The sequence below is a fragment of the Enterobacter cloacae complex sp. S3 genome, from assembly GCF_014930495.1.
In the GTDB taxonomy this organism is placed as follows: domain Bacteria; phylum Pseudomonadota; class Gammaproteobacteria; order Enterobacterales; family Enterobacteriaceae; genus Enterobacter; species Enterobacter asburiae_B.
In genome coordinates, this window is sequence record NZ_JADBRD010000031.1 from 136,834 (window position 1) to 152,857 (window position 16,024).

The 16,024-nt window shown below is 55.5% G+C and carries 15 protein-coding genes; 7 read left to right on the forward strand and 8 right to left on the reverse strand.

All coding sequences use genetic code 11. The features are described from left to right. Window positions 1–56: 56 nt before the first annotated feature. Window positions 57–596: an AAA family ATPase gene (locus IM317_RS18205; RefSeq protein ID WP_033145674.1), complete on the reverse strand. Its 540-nt coding sequence runs from the start codon at window positions 594–596 to the stop codon at window positions 57–59. A 346-nt stretch (window positions 597–942) separates the two neighbouring features. Between IM317_RS18205 and IM317_RS18210 the strand changes: the two genes are divergently transcribed. Next, entirely contained in the window at window positions 943–2,478 is a 1,536-nt protein-coding gene (locus IM317_RS18210; protein ID WP_033145675.1) for a methyl-accepting chemotaxis protein, read from the forward strand. On the opposite strand, the gene IM317_RS18215 is transcribed toward IM317_RS18210, so the two are convergent. Further along, the gene (locus IM317_RS18215; protein ID WP_023311976.1) at window positions 2,475–2,873 is read right to left on the reverse strand and encodes a cupin domain-containing protein; all 399 of its coding nucleotides are present in this window, start codon (window positions 2,871–2,873) and stop codon (window positions 2,475–2,477) included. The genes IM317_RS18210 and IM317_RS18215 overlap by 4 nt on opposite strands. Before the next feature lie 112 nt (window positions 2,874–2,985). Between IM317_RS18215 and IM317_RS18220 the strand changes: the two genes are divergently transcribed. Continuing rightward, window positions 2,986–3,882 carry a LysR family transcriptional regulator gene (locus IM317_RS18220; protein WP_033145676.1) on the forward strand — a complete coding sequence of 299 codons (897 nt, stop codon included), beginning with the start codon at window positions 2,986–2,988 and terminating at the stop codon, window positions 3,880–3,882. Between the two features lie 322 nt (window positions 3,883–4,204). Continuing rightward, window positions 4,205–5,701 carry an L-asparagine permease gene (ansP, locus tag IM317_RS18225; protein ID WP_023311978.1) on the forward strand — a complete coding sequence of 499 codons (1,497 nt, stop codon included), beginning with the start codon at window positions 4,205–4,207 and terminating at the stop codon, window positions 5,699–5,701. Between the two features lie 48 nt (window positions 5,702–5,749). Here ansP and IM317_RS18230 read toward each other — a convergent pair whose 3' ends face one another. Then, complete coding sequence (locus IM317_RS18230; protein WP_033145677.1) at window positions 5,750–6,811, reverse strand: YncE family protein; 1,062 nt, start codon at window positions 6,809–6,811, stop codon at window positions 5,750–5,752. 242 nt (window positions 6,812–7,053) lie between these two features. Between IM317_RS18230 and pqqU the strand changes: the two genes are divergently transcribed. Next, complete coding sequence (gene pqqU / locus IM317_RS18235; RefSeq protein ID WP_033145678.1) at window positions 7,054–9,168, forward strand: TonB-dependent receptor PqqU; 2,115 nt, start codon at window positions 7,054–7,056, stop codon at window positions 9,166–9,168. 119 nt (window positions 9,169–9,287) lie between these two features. Here the strand turns inward: pqqU and IM317_RS18240 are convergent, their stop codons facing one another. From IM317_RS18240 to IM317_RS18250, 3 genes are all read right to left on the reverse strand, one after another. Then, a complete protein-coding gene (locus IM317_RS18240) occupies window positions 9,288–9,956 on the reverse strand; it encodes a GntR family transcriptional regulator (RefSeq protein WP_023311981.1) in 669 nt (222 codons plus the stop codon). Between the two features lie 255 nt (window positions 9,957–10,211). Continuing rightward, window positions 10,212–11,252, reverse strand: a complete 1,041-nt coding sequence (locus IM317_RS18245) for an NADP-dependent oxidoreductase (RefSeq protein WP_033145679.1) — start codon at window positions 11,250–11,252, stop codon at window positions 10,212–10,214. 65 nt (window positions 11,253–11,317) lie between these two features. Further along, on the reverse strand, window positions 11,318–11,893 hold the full coding sequence (locus tag IM317_RS18250) for a helix-turn-helix domain-containing protein (RefSeq protein ID WP_023311983.1): 576 nt from the start codon (window positions 11,891–11,893) through the stop codon (window positions 11,318–11,320). A 148-nt stretch (window positions 11,894–12,041) separates the two neighbouring features. Here IM317_RS18250 and IM317_RS18255 point away from each other — a divergent pair, with 148 nt between their 5' ends. Together IM317_RS18255 and IM317_RS18260 are read left to right on the forward strand one after the other, a co-directional pair. Continuing rightward, window positions 12,042–12,560: a GNAT family N-acetyltransferase gene (locus IM317_RS18255; protein WP_033145680.1), complete on the forward strand. Its 519-nt coding sequence runs from the start codon at window positions 12,042–12,044 to the stop codon at window positions 12,558–12,560. Further along, window positions 12,557–13,006, forward strand: coding sequence for a DMT family transporter (locus IM317_RS18260; RefSeq protein ID WP_033145681.1), 450 nt, complete (start codon window positions 12,557–12,559; stop codon window positions 13,004–13,006). The genes IM317_RS18255 and IM317_RS18260 overlap by 4 nt, the downstream gene beginning before the upstream one ends. A 3-nt stretch (window positions 13,007–13,009) precedes the next feature. Here IM317_RS18260 and IM317_RS18265 read toward each other — a convergent pair whose 3' ends face one another. Then, the gene (locus IM317_RS18265; RefSeq protein ID WP_033145682.1) at window positions 13,010–13,243 is read right to left on the reverse strand and encodes a YdcY family protein; all 234 of its coding nucleotides are present in this window, start codon (window positions 13,241–13,243) and stop codon (window positions 13,010–13,012) included. A gap of 95 nt (window positions 13,244–13,338) precedes the next feature. Beyond that, the gene (locus IM317_RS18270; protein WP_033145683.1) at window positions 13,339–14,937 is read right to left on the reverse strand and encodes an ABC transporter substrate-binding protein; all 1,599 of its coding nucleotides are present in this window, start codon (window positions 14,935–14,937) and stop codon (window positions 13,339–13,341) included. Between the two features lie 283 nt (window positions 14,938–15,220). Between IM317_RS18270 and IM317_RS18275 the strand changes: the two genes are divergently transcribed. After that, window positions 15,221–16,024: SrfA family protein (locus tag IM317_RS18275; RefSeq protein WP_309233184.1), on the forward strand; the 804-nt coding region annotated here is incomplete at its 3' end.

A 16,024-nucleotide genomic window follows, 5' to 3' on the forward strand; every position in this document is an offset into this window, starting at 1 on the left:
CTGAGAAACAATTAATTTACATTTAGTTTGCCGGAAATCAGATATATAAAACCATGCTAAGAATAAGACTTTAAGTCGGCAATCAGCGTTTTCCCCTGCCCGCGCCGGGTAATGCGGACGAAGCGAATATGTCCATACTGCGGGTTTTGCAGATCGGCTTCATAACGCGCGCGGTTGTTACGCCAGGTTTTCATCGTCCAGATGAGAATGGACTCTCTGCTGAAGAACGCGCGCCGGAAACTCTCTTTGTTCCCGGTGCCGGGCCAGAGCTCGCGCTTATGCCAGGCGCGTTTGACTGCCCTGGTGACCGCCTGCCAGAGGGTGCGGGCAAAGCCATAATCCACCCACACCACAACGTCGACATTACGCCATTTCACCGGCCGCGTGCGGTTATAGTTGCCGTCAAGCACCCAGTCTGGCGAAGCCTGTAGCGCCTGCTCCAGCGTTTCCTGAAACACATCGTCCGGCGTTCCCTGCCAGTCAGGTCGCCAGTAGAGTCTGTCCATCTCGATATAGGGAATAGCCAGTTCGGTCGCAATCTGCTTCGCCAGCGTGCTTTTTCCGCTCCCGCTGGTCCCGATGACGTTAATTTTCACCTCAGCCTCACTGTGTTATCGAAAACTGACCAAATGATAGCGTTTTCATCCTGTTAACGAAACGCTATTTCAACATGACAATTTTTCCTGAGAGACGATCTCCCTCTTTCAGTTTGGGTTATGTCGTTTATTTGCAGCGACGCCAGAACACGCCCCTAGAAATATTTTCATTTTTATTACATTCGAGAACATTAGCAAATTAAAAATAATGAACAACGGGTATTTAAGGCAGTCAGAATTTCAGAGAGAATATGCAGCAGGCCGTTATATAAAAATAATCACATTACTCTTGCCGGAGCATTTTCCGGACGTTTTTTTATTCTTGCACATCATCATGGAGTTACTCATGAGGCGTAACAGTCCCGTTACACAAAACGAGCATTTACTTAACGATGGTTCGACGTTAATGTCGACCACCGATACCAAAAGCCATATTACCTATGCTAATTCCGCTTTTATTGAAGCCAGCGGATATAAAGAAGAACATCTTCTGGGTGAGCCGCATAACCTCATCCGCCATCCCGACATGCCTGCCGAAGCGTTTGGCGACATGTGGTTTACCCTGCAGCAGGGTGAGACCTGGACGGGGCTGGTGAAGAACCGTCGTCATAATGGCGACCACTACTGGGTGCGGGCAAACGTAACGCCTGTCTGGCAGGGTGGATCCCTGACGGGGTATATTTCCGTGCGAAATATACCCGCACGGGAAGAGATTGCGGCCAGTGAAAAACTGTATGCAAAAGCGCGTAATAACGAATTAAAACATTACCGCTTTTATAAAGGGTTACTGGTTCGGCGCGGTTTATTTTCGTTTATGTCGCTCTTTAAATGTCTTAGCACAAGTAAACGTATCCATCTGGGTATTGCGACGACGGCGTTACTCTCCTGCCTGGCGGTGTATTTATTCCCTGATAAACTTGTGCAGTCGGGAAGTCTGGTACTGCTGTTTACTTCCCTGGCCTATTATCTTCATGCGCAGATCGCCCGCCCGGTAAAATCTATTGTGCAACAGATGCAGCGCGTGGTTTCAGGACGTAAAACGGACTATTACCATTTTGACAGGATCGACGACATCGGGCTGATGATGCGTCTGGTAAATCAATCAGGCTTGAACCTCAATTCGCTGGTTGACGACGTCGGGGCGCAAATCAGCGGGATTGGCACCATCAGCCAGCAGGTCGCGAAAGAAGGTGCAGCGCTGCAGACGCGTTCAGAAGAGACCGCAGACTTTCTGCAGCAAACCGCGTCCGCGGTGGAAGAGATCGCCAGCGCGGTGGAGCAGACTGCAGAAACGGCTAAAGAAGCCACGGAGATGGCGGATCGCACCCGCGACAGCGCCCACCGCGGTGAAGCGATGATGAAAGAGACCATCGGTATGATGCAATCCGTGTCGCAGGATAACAGCCAGATCGTCGATATTATCAGCGTTATCGATCGTATTGCCTTCCAGACCAACATTCTTGCGCTGAATGCTGCCGTGGAAGCGGCGCGCGCAGGTGAAGCCGGGCGCGGTTTTGCCGTGGTGGCGGCTGAGGTGCGCAACCTTGCGCAGCACTCCGCGACGGCGGCGAAAGAGATCAAAGCGCTGATTGAGAAAAACGTCGCCAGCGTCAACGCTGGCGTGGAGAAGGTAGAACAAACCGAAACGCAGCTGACGGTTATGATCGACAACGTGCTGCGGGTCTCCTCCCTGATTAAGGAGATCGGCCACGCCACGCAGGAGCAAACCCAGGCGCTGACGCTCATCAACGCCTCTATCTCCCGTATCGGCGCAATGACCCACAACAATACGGGGATGGTGGATAACGTCACTCACGCGGCGAATCACCTGACGCAGCGCACCACGCGCCTGCAGCAGGCGATTGCCGTTTTTGGCGGTTAGCCGTTCGGATACTGCTCGTCGGTGACTTTTTCCAGCCATGCAACCGGGCTGCCGTTAACGGATTCGGCGATGGCAATATGCGTCATCGCCGTTTGCGCGCTTGCGCCGTGCCAGTGCTTTACGCCGGGTGGGATCCAGGCGATATCGCCCTGATTCAATATTTCCGCCGCTTTGCCCCACTCCTGTAACCAGCCGCGACCCTGCGTCACAATCAGCGTTTGCCCAAGGGGATGCGTATGCCACGCGGTGCGCGCGCCCGGCTCAAAGGTCACGGTTGCCCCGCCGACGCTGGCAGGCTCGCTCGCCTGAAATGGTGCGTCAATACGGACGGTGCCGGTGAACCAGGCTTCCGGTCCTTTTGCTGAAGGTAATGATCCGCTGCGGATAATTTTCATCTTATGCTCCTCGTTTACTGTTGCGTTAACAGTAGCGCAAAGCAATCCGGAGCATTAGTGTGCATAATCAGATAGGAAATATGATTGAAATTCATAAATAGAGGCAATCGCGATGCTAAAAGATAATTTCAACGACCTGCTCTCTTTTATGGTGGTCGCCCGCGAGCGCAGCTTTACGCGCGCGGCGGCGCAGCTGGGCGTCTCGCAATCGGCGCTGAGTCATGCCATGCGCAAGCTTGAAGCGCGGCTCGACGTTCGCCTTTTAACCCGCACAACCCGCAGCGTTGTTCCCACCCAGGCGGGTGAGCAGCTCTTTACGCGCTTAAGCCCGCATTTGATGGAGATTGAGCAGGAGCTCACGACGCTTCGCAGCGCACGCAACAAACCCGCAGGTTCTGTTCGCATCGTCTCCGGCGAGCATGCGATGGACGCCGTGCTCTGGCCGGTACTGAAGGCGTTTATGGTGCAGTATCCTGAGATTAACGTCGAAGTGACGGTAGATAACGGCCTGACGGATATCGTGGATGGCCGTTTCGACGCGGGAGTACGCCTGGGTGAACAGGTGGCAAAAGATATGATTGCGGTACGGATAGCGCCGGATATGCGCATGGCCGTGGTCGGTTCCAGGGATTATCTGGCTCGCTTTGGCGTGCCGCAGACGCCGGAGCAGCTTGCTGAACACCGCTGCATCAACATGCGCCTGCCCACGCGCGGCGGACTGTATCACTGGGAATTTGAACGCGACGGGCGCGAGCTTCGCGTTCGGGTTGATGGGCAGCTTACGCTGAGCAGCCTGTCGCAGCGCATCGACGCCGCTGAGAATGGCCTCGGATTAGCCTACGTGCCGGAGGCGTCGGTTCTGGGGGCGCTTAATCACGGACGGCTCGTCAGGGTCCTTGAATCGTGGTGCCCTACTTTCGAGGGGTATCACCTTTATTATCCGAGCCGTCGCCAGCACACTACCGCTTTCAGGTTACTGTTAGATGCTCTCCAGCAGTCAAAATCTTGACCACCTGGTAATAATTAAGAAATTCTGATGATTAAATAATCAACCCGCCAAATGTTTTGTCTAAAAACTCATCACGATTCAGCGTGTTGTGATCGCCGTCTGCTCTGACCACACGATTTCCTTCGACGTGCATCACTTTCGGCACGGTTATATTTTGCGTCGCTTATGAATTGCAGGTAGGATGCCTCGCCATGTTTCGCCTTATCCATACGCAGAATGACTGGGAAGGCGACATGTGTTTGCGCAGAAGCAATCGTTTGTATTGCGCTCTGCCAGGCAGGACTATCACGATAATGGTTCAGACAGGCAAACAGGTAACTCAATGAAAACAAGCAATAAAAGCGCAGCCGATCATCATGCTGCTAAACGTCGCTGGTTGAACTCCCACGAAGAGGGCTACCACAAAGCGATGGGCAACCGTCAGGTTCAAATGATCGCCATCGGCGGCGCTATCGGAACGGGTCTGTTTTTAGGTGCGGGTGCGCGTCTGCAAATGGCTGGCCCGGCTCTCGCCCTGGTCTATCTGGTGTGCGGGATCTTCTCTTTCTTCATTCTTCGTGCGCTGGGTGAACTGGTACTGCATCGCCCTTCCAGCGGAAGCTTCGTCTCTTACGCCCGTGAATTCCTCGGTGAAAAAGCGGCCTACGTTGCGGGCTGGATGTACTTCGTCAACTGGGCGATGACCGGTATTGTCGATATCACCGCCGTTGCGCTGTATATGCACTACTGGGGCGCGTTTGGCGATGTGCCGCAGTGGGTCTTTGCGCTTGGCGCACTGGCGATTGTCGGCACCATGAACATGATCGGCGTGAAGTGGTTCGCGGAGATGGAGTTCTGGTTTGCGCTGGTAAAAGTGCTGGCCATCGTGGTGTTCCTGGTCGTGGGTACCGTCTTCCTCGGCAGCGGCAAGCCGCTGGACGGCAATGCCACCGGCTTCCATCTGATAACCGATAACGGCGGATTCTTCCCACACGGTCTGCTGCCTGCGCTGGTTCTGGTTCAGGGCGTGGTGTTCGCCTTCGCCTCTATCGAACTGGTGGGCACCGCAGCAGGTGAATGTAAAGATCCGCAGACCATGGTGCCAAAAGCCATTAACAGCGTGATCTGGCGTATCGGTCTGTTCTACGTCGGTTCCGTGGTGCTGCTGGTTCTGCTGCTCCCGTGGACTGCCTATCAGGCAGGTCAGAGTCCGTTTGTGACCTTCTTCTCTAAGCTGGGCGTGCCTTACGTTGGCAGCATCATGAACATCGTGGTCCTGACCGCGGCGCTCTCCAGCCTGAACTCCGGTCTTTACTCTACCGGTCGTATCCTGCGCTCCATGTCGATGGGCGGTTCTGCGCCGAAGTTCATGTCGAAGATGAGCAAGCAGCAGGTTCCCTATGCGGGGATTCTGGCAACGCTGGTGGTTTACGTTTTTGGCGTGTTCCTGAACTATCTGGTGCCGTCCCGCGTATTTGAGATCGTTCTGAACGTGGCTGCACTGGGGATTATCGCCTCCTGGGCCTTCATCGTGGTCTGCCAGATGCGTCTGCGCAAAGCGATCAAAGAAGGCAAAGCGGCTGATGTGAGCTTCAAGATGCCGGGCGCACCGGTGACCTCCTGGCTCACCCTGCTGTTCCTGTTCAGCGTGCTGGTGCTGATGGCGTTTGACTACCCGAACGGTACTTACACCATTGCGACCATTCCGCTGCTGGCGGTACTGCTGATTGCCGGCTGGTTTGGCGTGCGTAAGCGCGTTCACGAGATCCACAGCACCGCGCCGGTTCATCACGACGATGAAAAACACGACGCACCGCTGGTGGAAGAAACCTCGCGTTAAGCGTCCGTAAGCATCAAAAAGGGAAGGCAAATGCCTTCCCTTTTTTATTTACAGCGCGATACGAATGACGTCGTCAGGCTGGGTGGCTTCCTGCTGGCGAGTCGATTTTTGTTTCACCGTCACGTACAGGGTTTTGCCATCCGCAGAGAGCGCCAGGCTGTTCGGGTAGACCGGCGTGTCGAAGGTTTTTGTGACCTTATACGTTTTCGCGTCAATCACGCTCACCTTACCGGCTTCGCGGTGCGTCACATAGGCTTCATTGCTGGCCGGGTTAAACAGGACGGCCAGTGATTCAGGTGCGGCGATCTTCTCAATCACGCTGCCGTCTTTCAGGTTCACCACCAGCACTTCCGGCTGTTTTGAATCGGTCAGGAACGCGCGCTGGCCGGCGGTATCGAGGCTGAGGTTCAGGTAGAAGTGCTCTTTACCGTCATCCTGCACCTTTTTGCGGCTCAGGATTTTATTGGTGGCCGTATCAATGGTTACCAGTTCGCCGTCCGCATTCGTGGTGTACAGACGTTTTGCCTGCGCATCCAGCGCCAGACCGGTGCTGTACGTACCGGTATTGGCAATGGTCTCTTTCAGCTTCAGCGTTGCGCCATCCACCACCCAAATCACGCTCTCTTTGCCGACACCGGTGATGTAAATCGTGTTGGTCGCGTCATCCGCCACCAGCTGGCGCGGCTGCAGCGGTTTGATGGTTTCACTGCGCTGGCGATTATCGAGCACCAGTCGCCCTTTCACGTCGCCCGTTTTCGCATCGATGGCCGTCACCGCGCCGTTGATGGTGTTGCCAAACCACAGGGTTTGCGTCGCGCCGTCGAGCGTGGCGCCAAAGGGTTTGAGATCGCTGTGAATCGCCTGCGTCACGTCCAGCGTGACCGGATCAAGGCGATAGATAACTCCGCCCTTATCGGTTTTGCGGCTTTGCGAGGTCGCCACCCACAGCGCATTCTCCTGCTGGCTGACCGCCATTTCATACGCCCCTTTGCCCACCGCTTTACGCAGCACCTCTTCGGCGGCATGCACCTGGAACGTCCCGGCAAGCAGTAAAGTGGCAGACAGCAGTGACAGGCTCAGACGCGGCGAGCACAGATGACGTAAAGACATAACAATTCCTTTTCTGAAAAGAGGGGTTTGGGCTGACATCACTTCCGGCAGGCAACGTCATGGCATTGCCTTTTGATAATGAGAATAGTAATCATTAATGAACTGAATGTGGAGTTTTTCTTTCGCGCTTCGCCTTTCATTAACGCAATGTGCGGTTATAGTTTTCAAAACATTTACAAAACCTTTAACATGTATGGACATGTTCCATTTGGTTCGTTTATACACCACAACCGGTTTTATTCATGAAAATCATTTCTGCCCGTAAGGCTTCTCTCCCGCTGCTGCTGGTTCCCGTTATTTTCGCGCCGCTAACCGCAATGAGCGCGGAGGAACAGACCATGATCGTCAGCGCCACGCCGCAAACCGTATCGGAACTGGATACCCCGGCCGCGGTCAGCGTCGTCAATGGCGATGACATGCGCCACGCCGCGCCGCGCATCAACCTGTCTGAATCTCTTGGCAGCGTCCCGGGACTGCAAATTCAGAACCGCCAGAACTATGCCCAGGATCTCCAGCTTTCAATGCGTGGGTTTGGTGCCCGCTCAACGTTTGGCGTGCGCGGTATCCGTATGTATGTCGACGGTATCCCTGCCACCATGCCGGACGGACAGGGCCAGACCTCTAACATCGATCTCTCCAGCGTGGAGAGCGTTGAAGTGCTGCGCGGCCCCTTCTCAGCCCTGTACGGCAACGCCTCCGGCGGCGTGATTAACATCAACACCCAGACCGGGCAGCAGCCGCCGACCATTGAAGCCAGCAGCTATTACGGCAGCTACGGTACCTGGCGCTACGGCATGAAAGCCACCGGCGCGATGGGTGACGGCACCCACGCGGGTGATGTGGATTACACCGTTTCCACCACCCGCTTCACCACCAAAGGCTACCGCGACCACAGCGGCGCGCGCAAAAACCTCGCTAACGCCAAACTGGGCGTGCGTATTGACGACGTCAGCAAGCTGACGCTGATTTTCAACAGCGTGGACATGAAGGCCAACGATCCGGGCGGGCTGAGCTATCAGGAGTGGCAGAACAATCCGCGTCAGTCTCCGCGCGGCGATCAGTACAACACCCGCAAGACCATCAAGCAGACCCAGGCCGGCCTGCGCTACGATCGTCAGCTCAGCACCCAGGACGATCTCAGCGTGATGATGTACGCCGGCGAACGTGAAATGACGCAGTACCAGTCGATTCCGTATCAGCCGCAGCTGAAAGCCTCCCACTCCGGCGGTGTGATCGATATGCAGCGACACTATCAGGGCGTGGATACCCGCTGGACGCACCGCGGCGAGCTGCTGGTGCCGGTAACCTTTACCACCGGTCTGAACTACGAAAACCTGAGCGAAGACCGTCGCGGATACGAGAACTTCGTGATGAACAACGGCGTGCCGGATTACGGCGTGAAGGGTGACAAGCGTCGAAACGAACGTAACCTGATGTGGAACGTTGACCCTTACCTGCAAACCAGCTGGCAGCTGACGCAGAAACTGTCGGTAGATGCAGGAGTGCGCTACAGCTCGGTCTGGTTTGATTCCAACGACCATTACATTACGCCGGGCAACGGCGATGACAGCGGTGACGCGAGCTATCACAAGTGGCTCCCGGCCGGTTCCGTGAAGTATGCGGTGACGGACGCATGGAACCTCTACGCTGCCGCAGGTCGTGGATTCGAAACGCCGACCATCAACGAGCTTTCCTATCGCGCCGATAACCAGGGCGGCCTGAACATCGGCCTGCAGCCGTCCACCAACAACACGTATGAAGTGGGCAGCAAAACCCGCATCGGCAATGGCCTGCTGACCGCGGCGCTGTTCCGCACCGATACGGATGATGAGATCGTGGTGGATGCCAGCTCTGGCGGGCGTACCAGCTATAAAAATGCCGGTAAAACCCGTCGTCAGGGGGTGGAAGTCTCCCTCGACCAGCAGTTTGCCGAGAACTGGAAGCTGAAGATGGCGTGGACTTACCTGGATGCCACCTACCGGACTAACGTCTGCAGCGACGCAGACTGTAACGGTAACCGTATGCCGGGCATTGCCCGCAACATGGGTTACGCCTCGTTTGGCTGGCAGCCGGAGGAAGGCTGGTACGCGGGTTCAGACGTGCGCTACATGAGCGACATCATGGCCGACGACGAGAATACGGCGAAAGCGCCGTCGTATACGGTGGTCGGGCTGAACACCGGGTATAAATTCAACTACGGCAGCTGGGGCATGGACGTCTTTGGCCGCGTCGATAACCTGTTCGATAAAGAGTACGCGGGCTCGGTTATTGTCAACGAGTCTAACGGTCGTTATTACGAGCCTGCACCAGGCCGTAACTACGGGGTCGGGCTGTCGGTCTCTTATCGCTTCGAGTAAGCGATAAGAAAAGTTTATTTAATTAATGAAATAACGCTCCTGATGGCAATAAACCATCAGGAGTTATTCACCAGATAAATAATTAGGGGCGAAATATAGTCGCTCTGCTAAATAATCTCTTAGTTAAAATATTGTCGCTGTAAAAGCAAATTCGCTTCATCAATCACCTTATCAATCGCCTTCTGGCAGGCAACAACATCTCTTCGCTCCAGGGCGGAAAGCAGTTCGTCATAGTGATATGTCGAGGCTTTGATGTCGTTAAGCTCCTGATGCAGATAGTTCATACAGGGCCCGATGCGCACCCAGAGCTGCTCAATTAAGGCATTAAGCGTAGGCATTTCCGCATACTGATAAAGCGTAAATCGGAAGACGCGATTCGCATGCAATGCCTGCTGGACGTTCCCGTTGCGCATGGCTTCATGAAAGGCATCCGACAATTTGCGCAACGCCTCCAGTTTGCTATCAGACATATTCTGACAGGCCGCGGCGACCGCCATCGGCTCAAGCTGCTTGCGGATAGCGTTAATCTCGTTATAGCGCTCCAGCGTGACCTCCGGAACCAGAAATGCCTGCGCCGGCGTGGCGTGTAGCGCCCCTGATGACACCAGGCGCAACAGCGCCTCGCGAACAGGGGTAATACTGGTTCCTAATTTATCGGCAATCTCTTTCGTAATCAGTCGTGCCCCAGGTTTGAGTGAGCCTGTAATTAACGCTCCTTTCAAACTGTGTTCAACTTGCATAGTAAGACTGACCCTTTGGGCTTTTTCTAAGTGGTCCAAATCAAGCATGTTCAATTCCTGTAGCTAAAACTTAATGCTATTTTTAAACGCCAGTTTTAATAAAACGACGCTGGTCCGATATATCCTGTATCGTCATGCCTGGTGGTGGGAAGTACGTAAAAACATCAAAAAAGTAAAGTTTGTTTTTTTTATTGGTTCCGGGCCCATCCGGGATGCGGGCGCGAAATGCCATGTCCATTAATTAAAGACAATATATCGTATCTTCACAAATAAATATGGCGGGAAACCCCGCCATAGTGCTGTTTATTTATTGTCACTCGCGACGCGAATCACGACTTTGCCGAAGTTACGCCCTTCGAGCAGGCCAATCAGCGCCTCGGGCGCGTTCTCCAGCCCGTCCGTTATCTGTTCACGATAGTGAATTTTGCCCTCCTGAACCCAGCGTCCCATTGCTTCCTGGAACTCTTTAATGCGGTGACCGTAATCCTGGCCGATGATAAAGCCCTGCATACGAATGCGTTTCTTCAGGATGGTCGCCATCAGTAGCGGCAGGCGATCCGGCCCCTCGGGCAGGCCCGTCGCATTGTAGCCGCTCACCAGGCCGCACACCGGCACGCGCGCGGAGGTATTCAGTAACGGCAGCACGGCGTCAAATACTTTCCCGCCGACGTTTTCATAATAGACGTCAATTCCTTGCGGACAGGCGCGTTTCAGCTGTTCGGCAAAGTCGGCCGCGTGATGATCCAGACACAGGTCAAACCCGAGGACCTCAACGGCATGGCGGCATTTTTCAGCCCCACCGGCGACGCCGACCACCCGGCAACCTTTGATTTTACCGATCTGCCCGACGGTCGCGCCAACCGGGCCTGTCGCCGCGGCGACCACCAGCGTTTCGCCCGCTTTTGGCTGCCCGATATCCAGCAATCCCATATAGGCGGTAAAGCCCGGCATACCCAGAATACCCAGCGCCCAGGAAGGATGTGACGGATTTTCGCCCAGCTTCACCAGGCCGCTGCCGTCCGAGAGTTCATATTCCTGCCAGCCGCTGTAGCCCAGCACCCACTCCCCGGCTTTGAAGTCGGGATGATTTGACTGCTCAACGCGGCTGACCGTTCCCCCCACCATCACAGCGCCCAGCTCAACCGGTGGTGAATAGGATGGCGCATCGCTCATGCGCCCCCGCATGTAAGGGTCCAGCGACAGCCAGACGGTGCGCAGCAAAAGCTGTCCCTCAGCCGGGGCGGGAACAGGCTGCGTTTCGAGACGAAAATTTTCCGCCACCGGCGCACCCTGAGGACGGGAGGCCAGTACCCAGCGGCGATTTTGCGAAACAGGTTGATTCATCGGGATCTCCTTCTGGTACAAATGTCATTACAGCCTGGCTCACGATCGGCGTTATCGCATTAGCATTACGAGGCAGACTGGTTAAGCCGTACGACCAGATAGATGCAGGTTTCATTCGTTTCGTTGATGAACCGGCAGTCATTTGGCGGCCCCAGCTCGAGACAGTCTCCGGCGTGCATTTCGTGGCGCGTATCGCCCTCCTGAAACACCAGCTCGCCGGACTGGAGCCAGATAAGCTGACGTGCCAGCGCGTAAGAAGATGCAGGCATCGGAACATCGCTGCCCGCGGGCAGTTCAACCTGAACAAGGTCGATGGGCAGATCGGTGCGGGGAGAAACATGGCGGCGGAGGTAGTGCGTCTGTGGGTCGCGCCAGACGGGCTGGTTTGCAAGGCGCAGCAGCTTGCCCTCCTGCATTTCGGCCCGGGCAATGAGCGTGGACATGCTGATGCCAAACGCACCGGACAGACGGGCCAGCAAGGTGGCTGTCGGGCTGCTGTCTCCGCGTTCTATCTTATGGATCATCGCGCGCGAGACCCCGGCCCGGTCAGCAAGCTCGCTCAGGGACCATCCGCGAGACTCGCGTTCAAGGCGAATTCTTGCGCTAATCCGTTGATTCATTGTGTCTGTTATGGTGTTCATGACGTCATACTATAGTGTATGAACGGCATTTCAATGGGCTTTTGATAACAAAAAAATATGGCTTATGCCGTAGCGATCGGGCGATACGATTGTGTAATATCGTAGGAATAACGTAATACTATAGTAAACAACACACAGAGGGTTAATCATGATCGTTCGTCATGCCTGCAAGGAAGACTGCGCTGCGATAGGCGAAATCTACAACCACGCGGTGCTGCATACTGCCGCGATCTGGAACGATAAAACCGTCGATACCGATAACCGAATCGCCTGGTTTGAGGCGCGCACGCTCGCGGGTTACCCGGTTCTGGTGAGTGAGGAAGACGGCGTTATCACCGGTTACGCCTCTTTCGGTGACTGGCGCGCCTTCGACGGTTTCCGTCATACGGTTGAGCATTCGGTCTACGTCCACCCGGACCATCAGGGAAAAGGCATTGGCCGCACGCTGATGATCGCGCTGATTAACGAGGCCCGCGCCATCGGCAAACACGTGATGGTGGCCGGTATTGAAGCGCAAAACCATGCTTCGATTCACCTCCACGAAACGCTTGGTTTTGTCACCACGGGGCAGATGCCGCAGGTGGGAACCAAGTTTGGCCGCTGGCTGGACTTAACATTTATGCAGCTGCAGCTGGACGAGCGCAGCGATCCGGACGCCATCCCATGAATCAATCACTGACGCTGGCGTTTCTGGTGGCGGCGGGAATTGGTCTGGTGGTGCAAAATACCTTAATGGTGCGTATCACCCAGTCCTCCTCCACGATCCTTATCGCGATGCTGCTGAACTCCCTGGTCGGCATTGTGCTGTTTGTCAGCATTCTGCTGCTGAAACAGGGCGCAGCCGGATTCAGCGAGCTGGCCGCAACGGTGCGCTGGTGGACGCTTATCCCGGGGCTGCTGGGGTCATTTTTCGTGTTTGCCAGCATCAGCGGATATCAGAACGTTGGCGCGGCCACGACTATCGCCGTGCTGGTGGCAAGCCAGCTGATTGGCGGGCTGGTGATGGACGTGCTGAGGAGCAACGGCATTCCGCTGCGCGCCCTGATTGGCCCGGTGTGCGGCGCGGTGATGCTGGTCGTCGGGGCCTGGCTGGTGGCGCGACGCCAGTTTTGATCGTTACAGTATGGTGCCGCCTTTGGTCAGCTGTTCCTCACGCGCGTCCAACTCCTCTTTATGCTGCTTACCGTGGTGCGAAATCGCGGTACGCAGACGCTGCTGCTGGGTGTAGCGTTCTTCACGGCTGAGATCTGCATCATCACTTAATTCGATCAGCAGTTCATTCATATGGGTGATGACGCTCTCTTCAATGGCGGCATCGACACGGGCGGTAACTTCATTTAAATGTGACATTGTCACTCCTTGTGAATCGCCGGGTGGCGGCTGCGCCTTGCCCGGCCTACAGGGGAACCGTAGGCCCGGTAAGCGCAGCGCCACCGGGCAACATATTAGTTCAGCTTCGCCTTAGAGAAATCGCTGCCCATCAGGCTCACGCTGTATCCGGTCACGTTGCTGCGGGTCGCATAGAACGTTTTCCCGTTTGCCAGTGCGATCCACGGCGCCTGCTGGTAGAAAATCTCCTGCGCCTGACCGTAGAGTTTCGCACGCTCGGCCGGGCTGCTGGTCAGCTTCGCTTTTTGCACCAGATCATCATAACCCTTATCGCACCAGCGCGCGGCGTTGGATCCGGTTTTAATGCTGTTGCAGCCCAGCAGCACGTCGGCAAAGTTGTCCGGGTCGCCGTTATCGGACATCCAGCCAAACAGCGCGGAGTCATGTTCGCCTTTACGCATCCCGGAGAGATATTCACCCCACTCGTAAGAGACAATTTTGGCCTTCACGCCGACTTTCGCCCAGTCGCTCTGGATCATCTCGGCGATACGGCGCGAGTTCGGGTTATACGGACGCTGAACCGGCATTGACCACAGCGTGACTTCCGCCCCCTTCTCCAGCCCCGCCTGCTTCAGCAGCGCTTTCGCTTTTTCAGGATCGTAGCTGTAGTCCTTCAGGTCTTTATTAAAGCCCAGCATATTTGGCGGGATCGGCGATTTTGCCACCGTACCGGAACCCATAAAGACCGCATTGACGATAGCCTTCTTGTCGGTCGCGTAGTTAAGCGCCTGGCGCACCAGCACGTTATCAAACGGTTTTTTCTCGGTGTTAAACGCCAGATAGCCGACGTTTAGCGCATCGACCGAGTGCAGCGTCAGGTCTTTGTTGTTCTTGATGGCGTCAAACTGAACCGGGGACGGTGCAGGAATAATCTGGCACTCGTTGGTCTGCAGCTTCGCCAGACGGGTTTCCACGTTCGGCGTGATGGAGAAGATGAGATGCTTCGTCGGCACCTCGCCTTCCCAGTAGTTCGGGTTAGCGACGTAGCGAATCAGCGAATCTACCTTGTACTGCTGCAGGACATAAGGCCCGGTACCAATCGGCCAGGTGTCCACGTTTTCAGGCGTGCCTTTTTTCAGCATCGCGTCGGCGTATTCGGCGGAAAGAATCGAGGCGAAATCCATCCCCCAGTCGGCCAGAAACGCGGCGTTAGGCTCGCTGAGGGTGAACTGAACGTGATAGTCGTCGACCTTTTTCACGTCCTGAATCAGCTTATCGAGCCCGACGTCGTTAAAGTATTCGTAGTTGCCCTGCGACACGTTGTGATAAGGGTGTTTAGGGTCTTTCTGACGCAGAACCGAGAAAATAACGTCATCGGCGTTAAAATCGCGCGTCGGTTTGAAGTATTTATTGCTGTTGAACTTCACCCCTTTGCGCAGGGCAAAGGTATAGGTCTTGCCGTCCGGCGAAATCGTCCAGGACTCCGCCAGCGACGGGACCGGGGTGTTTTTCACCGGGTCAAAGTTGATCAGGCGATTGTACAGTACCTGAGAGCTGGCCACAAAAGACGGGCCAGAGCTGGCGATTTGCGGGTTGAAGGACTCGGGGGACGCTTCAGAACAGTAAATAAGGGTGTCGTTGTTTGCCGCCGATGCGGCACCGGCTGGTAACAGCGCGCTCAGCGCAAGGGCGAGCAGTGTTTTCCCTGTAGACATGGTTATAACCCTGACAGTTTTATTATATAAGACAGTAATAACAGCACAGGCGATATGACCTGGCAAATAACGAAACACTATCAGGTTATTCTAAAGCCGCGTTTTTTGCTGTTTTAACAGCCAGCGCCCGAAAAGGTGATTTGCCTTAAGGGCCATTATCCGTCAAGCACAACCGTCACTTTCTATGCCGCAAGAAATCGGTCCTTTTAGCGTCTCTTCCCCCGTTTGGTTGCTTCCTCGTTTCGTTAAAGTAACGGTGTGAAGAAGTATATGGGATCAAATCGTGGCAAAAACTCTTTTACGCAGCGGTAACCTGGATGACTTTCAGGCCGTGGGCGGCGGCGGACAAGCCGTTTTTGAATCAGCGTTACAAATCCGGGAAGCGCTCCGGTTGCGCAAACAACAGGCCATCGTCGACTGTCTGGCTATTCCGCAGGTCAACGACAGCGGTGACCGCGTGGACTGGTATTCCCCCGTTGAAGGGAGCGTAACCAGCTGGAAAGCGGCCGATGAAGATGACCGTTATCGCGCCCTGCGCTACCTGGAAAACACGCTAGCCAGCGTTGAGTCGTTAAGCAAGAAATGCCTCCTGTCGCCCAAAACCGCGCAGCAGCTTTTTGGTTCTCTGCTGTCGAAGGCGTTTCAGTTCCCGGGTGAAAACTTCCTCTTCCTGGTTGACGGAAAGCCGGTCATCAGCTTCTGGGGGTTCGTCAACCTGAACGAGAATGCGCGCGACGATGTTCTCGACTGCCTGCGTGAATCGCTGGTCCCTGAGCCCGCCCCCGTTGTGATTGAAGATCCTGAACCCGAGCCTGAGCCAGAACCGGTTGTAGCCTTTGAACACGCCGACGAGCCGCTGATCGCCCCTTCCTCGGTGGTGCGCATCACGCCGGAAGATCTGTATGAGCCAGAGCCGGCCCCGGCCGTTGCGCAACCCGTTCAGGAACCGGCTGTGCCGATCGTCGCGAAAAAGCGCCGCGTTCCCCTGTGGACGCTGCCGGTTGCCGTCGCGATCGTTGCCGCCATTGCCGCACCGCTGCTGTGGCCAAAACAGTCGCCTTCCGCTGAGCCCGCCCCGGTGCCCGCC